16 protein-coding genes are annotated in these 13,773 nt (G+C 66.5%); 8 read left to right on the top strand and 8 right to left on the bottom strand.

Annotated elements, in window-relative coordinates; genetic code table 11:
• Positions 1-13 precede the first annotated feature (13 nt).
• Entirely contained in the window at positions 14-688 is a 675-nt protein-coding gene (locus NED97_RS04360; RefSeq protein WP_252489503.1) for an HD domain-containing protein, read from the top strand.
• A gap of 93 nt (positions 689-781) precedes the next feature.
• Here the strand turns inward: NED97_RS04360 and NED97_RS04365 are convergent, their stop codons facing one another.
• Together NED97_RS04365 and NED97_RS04370 are read right to left on the bottom strand one after the other, a co-directional pair.
• Entirely contained in the window at positions 782-1,456 is a 675-nt protein-coding gene (locus NED97_RS04365) for a LysE family translocator (RefSeq protein WP_252489504.1), read from the bottom strand.
• A gap of 57 nt (positions 1,457-1,513) precedes the next feature.
• Positions 1,514-1,669, bottom strand: a complete 156-nt coding sequence (locus NED97_RS04370; RefSeq protein ID WP_252489505.1) for a hypothetical protein — start codon at positions 1,667-1,669, stop codon at positions 1,514-1,516.
• A 448-nt stretch (positions 1,670-2,117) separates the two neighbouring features.
• Between NED97_RS04370 and NED97_RS04375 the strand changes: the two genes are divergently transcribed.
• The 3 genes from NED97_RS04375 (at position 2,118) to NED97_RS04385 (ending at position 3,778) form a co-directional block, all read left to right on the top strand.
• On the top strand, positions 2,118-2,741 hold the full coding sequence (locus NED97_RS04375; RefSeq protein ID WP_252489506.1) for a TlpA family protein disulfide reductase: 624 nt from the start codon (positions 2,118-2,120) through the stop codon (positions 2,739-2,741).
• A 129-nt stretch (positions 2,742-2,870) separates the two neighbouring features.
• Complete coding sequence (locus NED97_RS04380; RefSeq protein ID WP_252489507.1) at positions 2,871-3,011, top strand: hypothetical protein; 141 nt, start codon at positions 2,871-2,873, stop codon at positions 3,009-3,011.
• Positions 3,008-3,778, top strand: coding sequence for a TlpA family protein disulfide reductase (locus NED97_RS04385; RefSeq protein ID WP_252489508.1), 771 nt, complete (start codon positions 3,008-3,010; stop codon positions 3,776-3,778). Before NED97_RS04380 ends, NED97_RS04385 begins: the two co-directional genes overlap by 4 nt.
• Positions 3,779-3,804: 26 nt before the next feature.
• Here NED97_RS04385 and NED97_RS04390 read toward each other — a convergent pair whose 3' ends face one another.
• The 3 genes from NED97_RS04390 to NED97_RS04400 all read right to left on the bottom strand — a co-directional run bounded on the left by NED97_RS04390 (position 3,805) and on the right by NED97_RS04400 (position 7,053).
• Entirely contained in the window at positions 3,805-6,312 is a 2,508-nt protein-coding gene (locus NED97_RS04390; RefSeq protein ID WP_252489509.1) for a DNA topoisomerase I, read from the bottom strand.
• 173 nt (positions 6,313-6,485) lie between these two features.
• Positions 6,486-6,722: a hypothetical protein gene (locus NED97_RS04395; protein WP_252489510.1), complete on the bottom strand. Its 237-nt coding sequence runs from the start codon at positions 6,720-6,722 to the stop codon at positions 6,486-6,488.
• Positions 6,613-7,053, bottom strand: coding sequence for a hypothetical protein (locus NED97_RS04400; protein WP_252490671.1), 441 nt, complete (start codon positions 7,051-7,053; stop codon positions 6,613-6,615). The genes NED97_RS04395 and NED97_RS04400 overlap by 110 nt, the downstream gene beginning before the upstream one ends.
• Positions 7,054-7,072: 19 nt before the next feature.
• Between NED97_RS04400 and NED97_RS04405 the strand changes: the two genes are divergently transcribed.
• Positions 7,073-8,536: an MATE family efflux transporter gene (locus NED97_RS04405; RefSeq protein WP_252490570.1), complete on the top strand. Its 1,464-nt coding sequence runs from the start codon at positions 7,073-7,075 to the stop codon at positions 8,534-8,536.
• A gap of 9 nt (positions 8,537-8,545) precedes the next feature.
• Here NED97_RS04405 and NED97_RS04410 read toward each other — a convergent pair whose 3' ends face one another.
• Positions 8,546-10,066, bottom strand: a complete 1,521-nt coding sequence (locus NED97_RS04410) for a flippase (protein ID WP_252489511.1) — start codon at positions 10,064-10,066, stop codon at positions 8,546-8,548.
• Between the two features lie 97 nt (positions 10,067-10,163).
• Entirely contained in the window at positions 10,164-10,553 is a 390-nt protein-coding gene (locus tag NED97_RS04415; RefSeq protein WP_252489512.1) for an FxLYD domain-containing protein, read from the bottom strand.
• 140 nt (positions 10,554-10,693) lie between these two features.
• Between NED97_RS04415 and NED97_RS04420 the strand changes: the two genes are divergently transcribed.
• Positions 10,694-11,623 (top strand): sulfide-dependent adenosine diphosphate thiazole synthase, encoded by a 930-nt coding sequence (locus NED97_RS04420; RefSeq protein WP_252489513.1) that lies wholly within the window; start codon positions 10,694-10,696, stop codon positions 11,621-11,623.
• Positions 11,624-11,669: 46 nt separating this feature from the next.
• Entirely contained in the window at positions 11,670-12,560 is an 891-nt protein-coding gene (locus NED97_RS04425; protein ID WP_252489514.1) for an NAD-dependent epimerase/dehydratase family protein, read from the top strand.
• A gap of 39 nt (positions 12,561-12,599) precedes the next feature.
• On the opposite strand, the gene NED97_RS04430 is transcribed toward NED97_RS04425, so the two are convergent.
• Complete coding sequence (locus NED97_RS04430; protein ID WP_252489515.1) at positions 12,600-12,914, bottom strand: hypothetical protein; 315 nt, start codon at positions 12,912-12,914, stop codon at positions 12,600-12,602.
• A gap of 91 nt (positions 12,915-13,005) precedes the next feature.
• Here NED97_RS04430 and NED97_RS04435 point away from each other — a divergent pair, with 91 nt between their 5' ends.
• Positions 13,006-13,773 carry a DUF7001 family protein gene (locus NED97_RS04435; protein WP_252489516.1) on the top strand — a complete coding sequence of 256 codons (768 nt, stop codon included), beginning with the start codon at positions 13,006-13,008 and terminating at the stop codon, positions 13,771-13,773.

Genomic DNA, 13,773 nt, shown 5'->3' on the forward strand with positions numbered 1-13,773 from the left:
GGAGGGATCTCTCATGGGCGTCGAAATAAAAGAAACCAGAGTAACTGACGCCGAGTTCGAAGAGATGAAGGAGTTCGTCTTCGAGTATCTCGCAGCAAGCGTCGAGAAAGAAGAGGAAGGGGGACGAATGCGCTGGTACCCCTGGCACTCCGCGGAGTACCGACACAATCACATTCTGAACGTCGTCTCGCTGGCCGAAGAGATCGCCCACGAGGAGGGAGCGGACGTCGACGTCACCCGCGTCGCCGCGCTCTTTCACGACGTCGCGAAACTCGAGACGGATCAGGAACTCCACGCCGAGGCCGGCGCTCGCGTCGCCCACGAGTACCTGGAATCGCGAGCGGGCTACCCGGAGTCGTTCATCAAGCAGGTGTGTCGAGCCATCGAACAGCACTCCTACCAGGGCGACCTGAACGACGTGGCGCTCGAGACCCAGTGTCTCATCGAGGCCGACCTGCTCGACAAGATCGGCGCCAACGGGACCGCCCTGATGCTGTTGCGGATGGGCTACGAGGCTCGGACCCACATGGAGACCGACGAGATGGTCGAGCGCGTTCTCGAGCGCGGCTACGACGCCGCCTCGCGGGTCCAGAGCGACACCGGCGAGGGAATCGCTCACCGGCGGCTCAAGCGGGTCAAGTGGTTCCGCGAGTGGCTCGAGGACGAGATCGCCGGTATGGGCGAGTAGACCCGTAACGCTGCCATCGCCACACTGTTCTGCTGGCGCCTCATCGCGACCGGCCATCGCTGAGTGGTTCGTGCGGGGATCACTGACGGGCGTTCAGAGTACTCGGAGCACGCCGACGGCGAGAAAGACGAGCCCGGAGCCGGCCAAGACGACGGCGCTGAGCGCGGCGACGGCGGGTGCGACGGCGTCGACGCGCCGACCGGCCGACACCAGCGCCGCGGGGTAGACGACGATCCAGACCGCGATTCCGCCGAAGAAGCCGGCGAGCAGTGCGAGTGAGCCTGTCTCCACGACCAGAAACCCCTCGAGCGCGGCACCCACGCCCGGAACGTGAGCGAAGATATCGAGCGTTCCCGACTGGATCAGGCCGACGCCGACGGTGAGCCAGAAGCCGATCTGGTAGGGGTTGGTCAGCGAGAGCGCGAAGGTCTTGCGAAAGCCCTTCGAGGACGCGTGGCTGCCGTCGGTAAAGGACGTCGCGGCTCGAGCCTCGCGGATCGCACCGACGGCGAAGTAACACATGAGCAGTCCGCCGGCGAGGTAGAGCACGGGCCGGACGACGGGGTAGCGATCGATCACCGCGACGACGCCGGCCAGCGCGAGGCCGAAGAAGAGCACGTCCGCCAGCATCGCGCCGAGACCGGCACGAAAGCCCGCGTTCCAGCCGCGGACGACGCTCTCTTCGGCGATGATGGCGTTCATCGGTCCCGGCGGTGCGGCGAGCGCGATGCCGAAGACGACGCCGGCCAGCGCGGTGACGAGGGGCACGGGATTCGCTCTCGAATCGGTCGGCGACGGTAAAAAGAATCGCGTCTTCGTTCGGCGCTATTCGAGCGACTCCGGGACGAACTGACAGCCGCAGGGCGAGGCGACGCCGTCCGTCGGGCCGGTCATCGTCACCATCGCGATCGGGGAACCGCAGGTCGGACAGTTGGGAAGCGACGTCGACTCGGAGTCCGATTCGACCACGTCGCGGCTCATCGCCACCCCTCGTCGCTGCGTACGGGTACTGGCGCTCGTGGGGATTGTTGTGAACGAGGCGTCGGGTGCGTGAGTGCGTCTGTTGATCGGTCTGCAATCATATCGTTGGAATCCGGTCGTCTCTGGGTAGTCGTCTGCGTGGCATCCGAACAGGCGGGGGCACTCGAGGCCGTTACCCGATCGGCTTTCGATCTAGTTGTTGACTTGTGGGAGCTTATATCTACTGGTGATAGTCGTGGTTCGCAGCGACCGCCTCGGCTGCGCGGAGCACCAGTCGGCCGGCAGCGTCGGCGACTACTGCTCGCAGAAGATCCGATCGTCGATTCTTTGCTGATGGATGTCGTAGGGGGAGTATGGACAGCAGTCAGGACAGCGTAGCGACGGTGACTCGGATCAGACCCGTCCTCGAGACGGTGACGGCCGCGGAAGACGCTGACTCGAGTGGACGATGAGGCGGCGCGCCGTTCTCTCCCTCGCGGGACTGGTGGCGATCGGCGGCTGTCTCGACGGCTCGAGCGACAGTGAGGACGACGACAGTGAGGCCGACGATACCGAAGCCGACGGAGACGAGAGCGAGGCGGCGTCTCCCCCGTTCGATGTCGCGACGGTCGACGCGCCGGGTAGCGAAGCCGGGTCGATGCCCGTTCCGCAGGAGGGGCAGGTCACGTTCGTCAACTTCACGCGACTGCTCTGTCCCACGAGCGAGGGGTTGATCGAGACCATCGGCGACGTCAGATCGGAACTCGAATCCCGATACGAGGTCGGCTCGGACGGCGACGTGCGGCTCGTCTCGGTTATCGATCCGCGGTCCGGACCGGATCCCTCGGACGACGAACTGGCCGAGTGGTGGGAGGAACACGACGGCCGGTGGCCGATCGGAGTCGACGAGGACGGCTCGCTCAACGATTACTACGACGTCGAGGGGTTTCCGACGGTGGTCGTCGTCGACGGTGACGGCGAGGTCCACTGGCGCGACACCGGCGGAACGTCGTCGCGTAACATGGTCTCCGGCGTCGAGCGCGCGCTGGAGGCCGAACCCGAGGTCGCGGATCCGGATTCCGACTCCGAGTAGGGACCGACGATTCCGGGAACTGACGAATACCTTCGGCCACCGTTCGTCCGCGTTCGCTCGCCGCCGGTCGCTCGCCGAATCGGTAGTCGAACCGGTGAACCCTTTTTCGTTCGGCGTGTACGGGAGAGTATGGAACAGCCGCCGGGACGCCGGCCGACCGGCCGCATCGAACGTCGTCCCCCGCGGACCGATCGCTCGCTCGAGCGTCGACGCGTCGCGCCCTTCGACGACGCCTCCTCGAGCGTTCGTCCGGAGGTGAGCGGACGGTGAGACGGCGCGAACTCGTGGCAGGCGTCGGGAGCGTGGGCGTTCTCGCCGGCGCCGGCGCGCTCCTGCGACACGGACCGCCGACGTTCGAGGACGACGAGGACGGCGAGTCGACGGCGGACGACGGCGACGACTCGGACGGCGGTCCGATCGAAGTCGAGACGATCGACGCCCGCGGCAGCGACGCCGGAACGCTGACCGTTCCGTCGGACGACGTTACGGTTCTCATGTTCTTCGTGAACGCCTGCGGGAACTGCCAGGCGCAGGTATCGCGTCTCACCGAGGCTCGAGCGCAACTGCAGGAGGACCATCCGGACGACGTGACGTTCCTGTCGGTCACCTACGACTCGCGAGAACAGATCCCTACCGACGACCTCCGCGACTGGTGGACGACACACGGCGGCGACGGCTTCGTCAGCTACGACGCCTCGGATCTCATGCAACGGTACAGCGCCGTCGGCTACCCCGTAACGATCGTCGTCGGCGCCGAGGGCGAGGCGCACTGGCGCGAAACTGGCACCACCGCCGCGAGTTCGCTCGTCAGCGCCGTCGAATCCGTTCTCGAGGCCGAGGCGGACGACGAGGGCGGGGACGATACGGATACCGAGGAAGTCGATGCGGATAGCGACGAGGGCGGGAGCGAAGGTGACGACCCGTCAGAAGACGGGGAGTCTACCGACGAGCAGGAGGCAGGGACCGGAAACGAGACCGACGCCGGAACCGGAACCGAACGCGAGAACGAGACGGACGCCGGAGACGGGAGCGACTAAGCGAGGAACCGAGGCCGCTCGGCGCGCTAGGCCTTCGCCTGCCAGTTTCGAACGCGGTCGGCGCTGATACCGTCCACGTCGTCGGCGACGGAATCGGGGTCCGCGTCGGTCAGGTCGTCGAGACTCTCGATACCCGCATCGGCGAGCTTTTCGACGGTCTTGGCGCCGACCCCCTCGAGCGTCTCGAGATCGGAACCGCTCTCGCTCTCTCGAGCCTGGAACTCCTGGTAGTTACAGATGGGACAGCCCAGCTCCCAGGGTTCGTCGCCGCTGTGGATGATGAGTTCGGGTAGTTCGTGCTCCTCGCAGTGCTCGTCGGTGACCTCGATCTCGCCGCGGCGCGGAAGCGGGAGCGAGTACTCGCAGTCGGGATAACGCGTACAGCCCACCAGCCGCGAACCGCTCTGGAGTGTCTTGATCGCGAGCTCTCCGTCGTGGTCTTCTCCGCACTCCGGACACGCACCCAGCACCGGTCCTTCGCCGGCGTCCTCGGACTTGCAGAGCGGACAGCCGTGGACGAACGTCTGCCGGCCGGCCAGCATCTTCACCTCGTTGAGCCCGTGGTCCTCGCACTCGCGTTCGAGGATCAGCGGCTTGCCCGTCGAGGGCAGCGGCAGCGTGTTCTCGCAGTCGGGGTAGCCGTCACAGCCGATGAAGTACGACCCGTGGCGGCTCTGGCGGACGAGGAGGTCCTCGCCGCACTCCGGGCAGGGGCCGAGGCGCTTGTCGTCCTTCAGCGACTTGCGCAGGTGGTCGCCGATCTCCTCGCGGGAGTCGGCGAGGTTCGCGAAGATCTCCTCGAGCATCTCCCTGGACTCGCCGGTGACGTCGTCGAGCGTCGCCTCGCCGTTCGCGATGGCGTCCATGTCCTCCTCGAGCTGGGCGGTCATCTCCTCGCTGACGACGCGATCGGCGTAGCTCTCGGCCGCGTCGACGACGGCCATGGCGAGTTTCGTCGGTCGCGGCGGATCGCTCTCGATGTAGCCGCGGTCGTACAGTTTCTCGAGGGTGTTGTGTCTGGTCGACTTTGTCCCGATCCCGAGGTCCTCCATGGTCTCGATGAGCCGCGACTGGCCGTACCGGCGGGGTGGCTGGGTCTCCTTCTCCTCGAGTTCCACGTCGCTGAGCGCGAGCGCCTCGCCCGTCTCGACGTCGGGAACGTAGTTCTCGCTCGTATTGAAGTACGGGTAGACGTCGTGGTAGCCGGCTTCGACGAGGCGCTTTCCGTTGGCCTTCAGCCGACAGTCCTCGACCTCGGCGACGACCTTGAGGTGTTCCCATATCGCGGCGTCGGCGACGGTCGCGTAGAATCGCCGGACGACGAGTTCGAAGATCTCCCACTCGTCGTCGCTCACGTCGCCGCGGTTCGGAATCTCACCCGTGGGATGGATCGGCGGGTGGTCGGTCGTCTCTTCGTCACCCTCCGTCGGTTCGATCTCGTCGGCCTCGAGCAGCGACTCGGCCGAGTCGCCGAACGTCGAGTGCCCGACGAACTCCTTCAGGAGTTCCTCCGGGTCCAGATCGTCGGGGTAGACGGTGTTGTCCGTCCGCGGGTACGTCATGTAGCCGGCGGTGTAGAGATCCTCCGCGATCGACATCGCTCGCTTCGCCGAGTAGCCGATCGCGCTCGCCGCGCGGATGAACTGCGTCGTGTTGAACGGCGTCGGCGGCGAGTCGGTCCTGGTCCGCCGGTTGACGTCGACGACGGTCGCCGTGTCGCGACTCGAGAGCGTCTCGTAGACCTCGTCGGCGACGGCCTCCTCCCAGACGCGCTCGGCCTCGTTGTCGTCCTCGTCGCGGTAGAAGTACTGGGCCTCGAAGGTCGTTTCCTCGGACGGTTCGGCGCCGTCCCCCTCGCTCTTCGTGAGGTCACCGAACAGTTCCCAGTAGGTCTCGGCGTCGAACGCCTCGATCTCGCGCTCGCGGTCGACGATCAGCTTCAGCGTCGGCGACTGGACCCGGCCGACGGAGATGAAATCGTTTCCGAGTTGGCCGGCGGAGAGCGACAGGAACCGAGTGAGCGCCGCCCCCCAGATGAGGTCGATGATCTGGCGCGCCTCGCCCGCGGCGGCGAGATCGAAGTCGAGGTCGTCGGGTTCGTCGAAGGCGCTCTGGACCTCGTTCTCGGTGATCGAGGAGAACCGCACCCGACGGATCGGGACGTCCTCGTCGACCTCGCGAACGATGTCGTACGCCTCCTTGCCGATGAGTTCCCCCTCGCGGTCGTAGTCGGTCGCGATCGCCACGCGCTCGGCCCGTCGAGAGAGAATCCGCAGCGTGGCGACGATGTTCTCCTTCGTCGCGGTCTTCTCGATGTCCGCGTCGATGAGTTCGACCGGTTCGACGTCTCGCCAGTCGGAGTACTCCGACGGGAAGTCGACGCCGACCACGTGTCCCGACAGTCCCACGCAGCGCTTTCCACCCCACTCGTAGACGTTCACGCCGTTCTCGCGGCTCGAGTCGTACGTGCCGCCGGAAAGAATGTCGGCGATCCGTCGCGCAGCGTTGTCCTTCTCCGTGATGATCAGTTCCACTGTCGATCACCTCCCGGTCTCGGCGTCAGCGGGCGAGTGTCGTCCATCGTCGCTCGTTACGACTGAGGATCTGATAACGCTTTCGACGAAACCGGCAGACAGCGCGGGTGTGCGTGCGTTCGCGGGCGATTGCGCTCGCGTGTGCGCGAGGACCTACGAGAGGGGGACCGGCGCTAGCGCTTGCGCAATCGCCAGCGATCGACGTACGGGCTCAGATCGTCACTGTCGCGCTCGAACCGGACCGGCTGGCGCTCACCTGCGGCCGTCAGCGTGTAGAACCCGCCTCGCGGTCGTCCGGTATCACCGGCGTCTACGTCCCGTCCTCGATCGGGCCGCCGACTCGCAGGCGGAGCGTTCCACCTCGATCTCCATCTCGACCCGCTTGATTCCGCGGTAGGTTTCGTACTCACCGGCCAGTTCCTCGAGCCGATCCTTCCGAGCGAAAAACGGGAGTTCGTCGGGATTCTCGCCGATCAGCGCGGCGAAGACGCCCTTTCCGGGTTCCGCGAGCCCGCATCCGGGCGAGGCGTTGGCCAGCGGCGCGATCCCGAGATCTTCCGCCGGCGAGAAGCCGACGCACGCGGTCGAGACGGCGATCGATCCGCCGTGGCCGAGCAGCTCCCGACCGCAGAGCTCCCGGTTCCGGACGGCGTGACTCCGAGAGGCGGCAACGGAGCACGGGAGCCGAGCGTTTTTCAGCCGTCCGGGCGAGGAACGGGACGAGAGCGCCGTGGCAGACACAGAGCGAAAGCGGGTCGACATGACGACGGGGGCGATCCCCACGAAACTGCTCCACCTGGCCTGGCCACTCGTCCTCGGGAACCTGCTCCAGACGTTTTACAACCTCGCGGACATGTTCTGGGTCGGTCGCGTGAGCAGCGAGGCCGTCGCCGCCGTCTCGCTGATGTTTCCCCTCTCGTGGATGTTTGTCTCGACCGCGATGGGAATCACCGCGGCGACCATCGCGCTGGTCTCCCAGTACGTCGGCGCCGACGACGACCGGATGGCCGATCGGGTCGTCGCCCAGACGGTCCTGCTCACGCTCACCGTCTCGAGCGTGCTCGCTGCGGTCGGCCTCTACTTCCGGCGGCCGCTCCTGTGGCTGATCGGCGCCCGCGATGCGGTGTTCGTCGAGGCGCTCGCCTACATCGAAGTGATCTTCCTCGCCCTGCCGCTGACGTTCCTCTTCTTCGCGTTTCGGTCGTCGCTGCAGGGCGCCGGCGACACGAAGACGGCGATGTGGCTCGTGTTCGTCTCGGCGGGACTCAACGTCGTCCTCGATCCGTTCTTCATCCTCGGCTGGGGGCCGTTCCCCGAGATGGGGACTCGCGGCGCGGCGGTCGCGACGTTCATCGCCCGCGCGTTCGCGACGGTCGCCGGCATCTACATCCTGCTCGACGGCCGGTTCGGCGTTCGGCTCCGGCTCGAGGACCTGACACCCGACCTCTCGATCCAGAAACGGCTGGTCGACATCGGCTACCCGGCGACGATCGACGGCTGGGCGCGCAGCTTCGCGGCGGTCGCGATGGCCGGCTTCGTCGCCCGGTTCGGCGCCGCACCGACCGCAGCCTACGGGATCGGCGTCCGACTGATGTCGGTGACGTGGGCGGTTTCGGGTGCCGTCGGCAACGCGACGGCGACCGGCGTCGGCCAGAACCTCGGCGCGAAGACGCCCGGCAGGGCCGCGGCGGTCGCGCGAACGGCAACTGCGGGGACGATGCTCCTCATCTTCGCAATCGCCGCGGTCCTCGTGGCGTTTCCCGCGCAGGCCGTGCGGATCTTCGTCGCCGATCCCGCGGTGATCGCCGAGGGGGTCGTCTTCCTGCGGATCATGGCACCGTTCTGGGCGCTGTTCGCCGGCGTGATGGTCATCCAGGGAGCGTTCCGCGGCGCCGGCAACACGAAGGAGGCGATGGTTCTCTCTTTTCTCTCGCGGTGGATCTTCCGCGTCCCCGTCGCGCTGGTGCTCGCGTTCTCCTGGACCCTGACGCTGCCGGGCGGGCTGACGGTCGCCGCCCTGGGCTGGGGCGTCGAGGGAATCTGGTGGGCGTTCGCCATCGGGATGGTCGCCTCCTTCGTCATCGCCGTGGGCTGGTTCCGACTCGGCACGTGGCGGACGGGCGTGATCGACGAGTCGGACGACGACGGTCCTCGAGACGGTGCGGCGGATGTCAGCGACGCGGCGACTGGTGAGGGGAGCGACACCGATCCCGTCGACGACTGATCGCGACGGTCACTGGCCGGAGCCACCGATCGGCAGCCACTTCCGCAGGGTCGGGCTGAACTCGCCGGCCATCCGGGCGTCGTCGTCGGTGAAGGCGTCGCTCGCGATCAGCGACCCGAGGTAGGTCGTCACGACGACGATCGGAAGCGCGGCGACGATCAGCGGGTCGGAGTCGAGGAAGTAGACGACCGGTGCGCCGGCGATGATCGCCGGAACGCCGGCGACGACGACCTTGGCGAAGTCCCTGGTAAAGGGGTGGATGCCGTCGAGGTAGTAGACTTCGACGAGCGTCAGACCGCCGACGAGAAAGAGGGCCGTCGCCGAACCGATCGCGGCGCCCTCGATTCCGACGATCGGCACGAGCGCCGCCGAGATGAAGAAGTTCGCTCCGAAGAGGACCAGCGTGTTGGCGAAGACAATCCGGGAATAGCCCATCCCCTGGAGCAGGGAGCCGTCGGGGCCGCCGAAGGTGACGTTGAACAGAAACGCGCCGCAGAGGAGGACGACGACGAGGTTCGCCTCGGCGTACTGGGGCGTGTACAGCACGGCGAGGTACGAACTCGCGCCCAGCGAGAGCGTGATCGCGATCGGCATGGTGAGTCCGGCGATCCAGCGTGCGGCGAGGCGAAACCGCTGTTCGACCAGGTCGATGTCGTCGCGGCTTTCGGCGATCAGCGGCTTGAACACCGGCGACAGCGAGTTGAACATGATCATCAGCCCGGAGCCGAGCATGTAGCCGACGCGGTAGATCCCCACGTCGTCGGACGAGAGGAAGAATCCGAGCACGAAGTAGTCGACGTGACCCATGAGCACGAAGACGACGCTCGTCATCGCCAGCGGAACCGAGTACTTCACGATCGGCCACGGGGCGACGAGTTCGAGTTCCGCCGTCAGGAGGTCCCACGCCTTGTAGGTGAAGACGGCCACCCCGACCGTGATCGCGACGAACAGCCCGACGACGTAGCCGGCGACGAGTCCGAGCAGCCCCCAGCCGGCGAGCAGGAGCGCCGCGGTGATCGAGAACCGGACGACCGGGCGCACGAGGTCGCGCATGACGACCCGGTACTGGAGCTTCTTGATGCTGTAGTAGGAGGTGAGCAGGACGTTGTAGATCGCCAGCATCGGAATCGTAATCGAAAGCAGGAGCAGACCGACCCGCATCGCGGGCTCCTGGAAGACGTCGGCGATGTACGCGGCGCTGAGTGCGAGTCCGAGCGCAACCAGCGACGACGTCACGAGGACGGTCGCGGTCACCTGGACGATCACGCCCTTCGCCTTCCCGCGTTCGTCCTCGTCTAAGTACTGGGGGACGAAGTAGTCGATCGCCATCGGCAGGCCGAGGCTCGCGAACACCTGCGTGAAGAGGATCACCGACGTCGACAGCACCCACAGCCCGTAGACCGACGGGGCGACGAACCGCGTCATCAACATGACGATGGCGAAGCCGAACACGCCGTTGACGACGTTCCCGACGAACGTGATACTCCCCTGCTTGGCGAGCGTGGTGACACCTTCGTCGTGGTCGGTCATGGCAGCGTGGGTGCGATCGTGTTCGGTCGGCAGTTGCCTTCTCGCAAGCGAGCGGTGTGCATCTGTCGGTTCGGATCTACCCGGGAGGTCTCAGAGATCAGAGACCGGTCGCCGGCTCGAGTTCGTAGCTCTCGACCTCGGCCGCCCGTTCACCGAAGTGCGGGAACTCGACGTCGAACGGCCACTCCTCCCCGGAACTGACGTCCTCCTCGACGTTCTCGATGACGCTCTCGAGTTCCTCGCCCTCCTCGTCGAAGAAGGTCGCGCGGATCTCGATGTAGGAGAGGGTCCGATTGCCCGCGTTTCTGACGACGCCCCAGACGTAGACGCGTTCGTCCTCGGTTCCCGGATCGTCGCGCACGAGGTCGTCCCAGACGATCTCGACGTCGGCGGGCTCGGTGATCTCCTCGCTGTTGTCCGTAAAGTACTCGAGACAGCCGGAGATCGGCAGCAGGGCGGTGACTGCCAAAAATGCGCGACGGTGCATCTGTCCCGCTATTTGCGGGGGTGAGCCTTGAGCGTTCGGGAACGACCGCTGGCGGTTCGACATCGATCCGTCGAAAACGGTGTCACTCCGGTCGCTCATCACGACACACTTTTCACTACCGACTGTTACCACCTAGTTGTATGAGCGAATTCGAACAGTTCAGCGACGTCGGTGAAGCGGACGTAACGCGTGCGATCGGACAGGAGTGGACCGAGGAGTTCATGGACTTCTCGGACTCGGACGTCATCATCGTCGGCGGCGGCCCCTCGGGACTGACGGCCGCGAAAGAGCTCTCCGAGCGCGGCGTGAAGACGATGGTCGTCGAGAAGAACAACTACCTCGGCGGCGGCTTCTGGCTCGGCGGCTTCCTGATGAACAAGGTCACCGTTCGAGACCCGGCCCAGAAGGTGCTCGACGAACTCGACGTCTCCTACAAGGAATCACAGGACAGCGAGGATCTGTACGTCGCCAACGGTCCCGAGGCCTGTTCCGGGCTGATCAAGGCCGCCTGCGACGCCGGCGCGAAGATGCAGAACATGACCGAGTTCACCGACATCGTCATCCGCGAAAACCATCGTGTCGGCGGCATCGTCATGAACTGGACGCCGGTCCACGCCCTGCCGCGCGAAATTACGTGTGTGGACCCGATCGCCGTCGAGGCCGACCTGGTCATCGACGCGACGGGCCACGACGCGATGGCGGTCAAGAAACTCGACGAGCGCGGCGTGCTCGACGCGCCGGGCATCGGCGACGCCGAGGCCAACGCGACGGGAATGGACCGGACCGGCGACGACAGCTACGGCGCTCCCGGCCACGACTCGCCCGGTCACGACTCGATGTGGGTCGGCAAGTCCGAGGACGCCGTCGTCGAACACACCGGCCTCGTCCACGAGGGCCTGATCGCCACCGGGATGGCGACCGCGACGACCTACGGCCTGCCGCGCATGGGTCCGACCTTCGGCGCCATGCTCGTCTCCGGCAAGCGCGCCGCCCAGGAAGCGCTCGACGAACTCGAGGTCGACGCCGACCCCGTCGAGCTGACCTCGCGGGCCGCGCCGGCCGACGACTAACCGCGAAATCCACACTATTTTCGCCGCCGACCGGGACGACTCGAGTATGAACCTCGTCGTTACCGGTGCGACCGGCGGGATCGGGAGCTGGATCGTCGATCACTTCGCGAACGATGGCCACGACGTCCTCGGCGTCGACCTCGAGCGCCCGCCCGGCGAGTGCGAGAACGCCACCTTTCTCGCGGCGGACCTCACCGATCAGGGGCGGGCCTGGGAGGTAATTCAGCGCGCCGGCCCCGACGCCGTCGTCCACTGCGCGGGGATTCCCGCGATGGGAATCCGCTCGGGCGGCGAGACGTTCGAGACGAACGCGCTGAGCACGTACCACGTCCTCGAGGCCGCCGGCCGAGCGGGAGCCGACGTCATCTGGACCTCGAGCGAGAGCACCTACGGGATGCCCTTCGCGGCGGAGCCGTTCCTTCCCGACTACCTGCCGATCGACGAGGCCCATCCGAAGCGGCCGGAGGATCCGTACGGGACCTCGAAGCTCGTCGGCGAGGTGATCGCCGAGCGAACCGTCCGCGCGTTCGACGTCTCGGTGACGTCGATCCGTCCGTCCTGGGTGAGCTACCCCGGCAGTCAGCAGCTCGCTCGCGTCCGCGAGACGTTCGACCCCGAAACGGCGGAGCCGAGCGGGAACTTCTGGTCGTACGTCGACGTCAGGGACGTCGTCTCGCTCGTTGAGGCCGCGCTCGAGGCCGACACCGCGGGCCACGAGGCGTACCTCGCCGTCGCCGCGGAGAACTACCTCGGTCGACCCACGGCGGAGACGATCGAAGCGGTCTTCGGCGACCTGCCCGGGGACTGCGACCTCGAGGGCGAGGAGTCGGCGTTTTCGACCGCGAAGGCTCGCGAGGAACTGGGCTGGGAGCCCGCCCACTCCTGGCGAGAGGCGGAGGACGAAGCTATCGCGGGGCCGGCGTTTCTGGACGACTGAGTGTGACGGCGTTTCGTCCGCGGGCGAACTCGAGACCGGCTACCGCGGGCTGAACCGACCGGTTCGACGGTCGTCGTCGCCGTCACCGGATCCGTCGGTATCGCCCCCCGTAGGCTCCGATCCGAGTTCGTCCGATTCGTCGTCGTAAACGTCGACGTGGTGGACCGCACTGGGCGAGAGGAGCCGGTTCCCCTCGAGTTCGAGCCACCCGTTCGCGTGAACGACGACCGGCCCCTCGTAGAGCGCGTCGTCCGCGTCGGCGTCGCCGTAGATGACGACGTCGTGGTACGCCTGCGTAAGGGGATTCACGTCGTCCGAGAGGATCGATTCGCTCGAGAACGGTGGCGGGAACATGTTTCCCGGAGAGGAGGATGTTCGAGTTCATAAATCGGTCGTCGCCCACCGGACCGTAACGAATTCACTCCGTGGTACGACTAGGTAGTACATGGTCGATCAGATTGCGCTCTATCGGGTACCGACGACGGTCGCTGACGCGGAGGAGGTCGCTAATTGGCACGAGGCGCGCGTCGACGCGGCGATCACAGTTCGCGACCGGTTTCTCGAGATGCACCGGTCCGACGAGCTCGCCGAACGGTTCGCCGAGGCGCGGGTTTCCTCGCCGTACGACCGCGACACCGGCAACACCATGCTGGGGACCATCCGGTACGAGGAACGCGCTCTCGAGAACCCCGAACGAGAGGGCGGAGTACTCTACGACGGCGGGCAGGTACAGCGGGCGCTTAACGGCGCGCTTCCGGCCGAGGAACGCGGACTCGAGACCCTCCACGTGGCGATGCTGGACCGGGCGATCGGCACCTGGGGCGAGCACGACGGCCGCTGGCACAAGCGAGTAAGCGTCCTCGGGCAGCCGGCGCTGCTCTCGGTGCCGGGGCTCTACGAGGCGCCCGCCAAACCCGAGGAGTACTACGAGGAGAAACAGCGCCACTCGCTGCTCTCGGGCGACGCGCCGCCGCGGGAGGTGCTCGAGAATCGCGTCGAGGGCGAGTTCCTCGTCGAGAACGACCCGCGGACGACCGACGCCCTGAAGGGGTACGTCCTGCAGGCGTACGACTTCCTCGAGACGGGCGAGAGCTTCTGCGATCGAGAGGGGTGTCGGCTCTTCAACGCTCACTACCACGAGGACCTGATCGCGGCACAGCTTCGCGAGCCGGAGTTCTGTGCCGAACACGCACGACGATACGTCAGGTCGTAA

The sequence above is a fragment of the Natronococcus sp. CG52 genome (assembly GCF_023913515.1).
Lineage (GTDB): Archaea > Halobacteriota > Halobacteria > Halobacteriales > Natrialbaceae > Natronococcus > Natronococcus zhouii.

Coding starts and splice junctions, on each gene's coding strand:
- NED97_RS04360 (WP_252489503.1), top strand. CDS start 14: ATGGGCGTCGAAATAAAAGAAACCAGAGTAACTGACGCCGAGTTCGAA.
- NED97_RS04380 (WP_252489507.1), top strand. CDS start 2,871: ATGGAACAGCCGCCGGGACGCCGGCCGACCGGCCGCATCGAACGTCGT.
- NED97_RS04420 (WP_252489513.1), top strand. CDS start 10,694: ATGAGCGAATTCGAACAGTTCAGCGACGTCGGTGAAGCGGACGTAACG.
- NED97_RS04410 (WP_252489511.1), bottom strand. CDS start 10,066: ATGACCGACCACGACGAAGGTGTCACCACGCTCGCCAAGCAGGGGAGT.
- NED97_RS04430 (WP_252489515.1), bottom strand. CDS start 12,914: ATGTTCCCGCCACCGTTCTCGAGCGAATCGATCCTCTCGGACGACGTG.
- NED97_RS04415 (WP_252489512.1), bottom strand. CDS start 10,553: ATGCACCGTCGCGCATTTTTGGCAGTCACCGCCCTGCTGCCGATCTCC.
- NED97_RS04375 (WP_252489506.1), top strand. CDS start 2,118: ATGAGGCGGCGCGCCGTTCTCTCCCTCGCGGGACTGGTGGCGATCGGC.
- NED97_RS04405 (WP_252490570.1), top strand. CDS start 7,073: ATGACGACGGGGGCGATCCCCACGAAACTGCTCCACCTGGCCTGGCCA.
- NED97_RS04370 (WP_252489505.1), bottom strand. CDS start 1,669: ATGAGCCGCGACGTGGTCGAATCGGACTCCGAGTCGACGTCGCTTCCC.
- NED97_RS04425 (WP_252489514.1), top strand. CDS start 11,670: ATGAACCTCGTCGTTACCGGTGCGACCGGCGGGATCGGGAGCTGGATC.
- NED97_RS04435 (WP_252489516.1), top strand. CDS start 13,006: ATGGTCGATCAGATTGCGCTCTATCGGGTACCGACGACGGTCGCTGAC.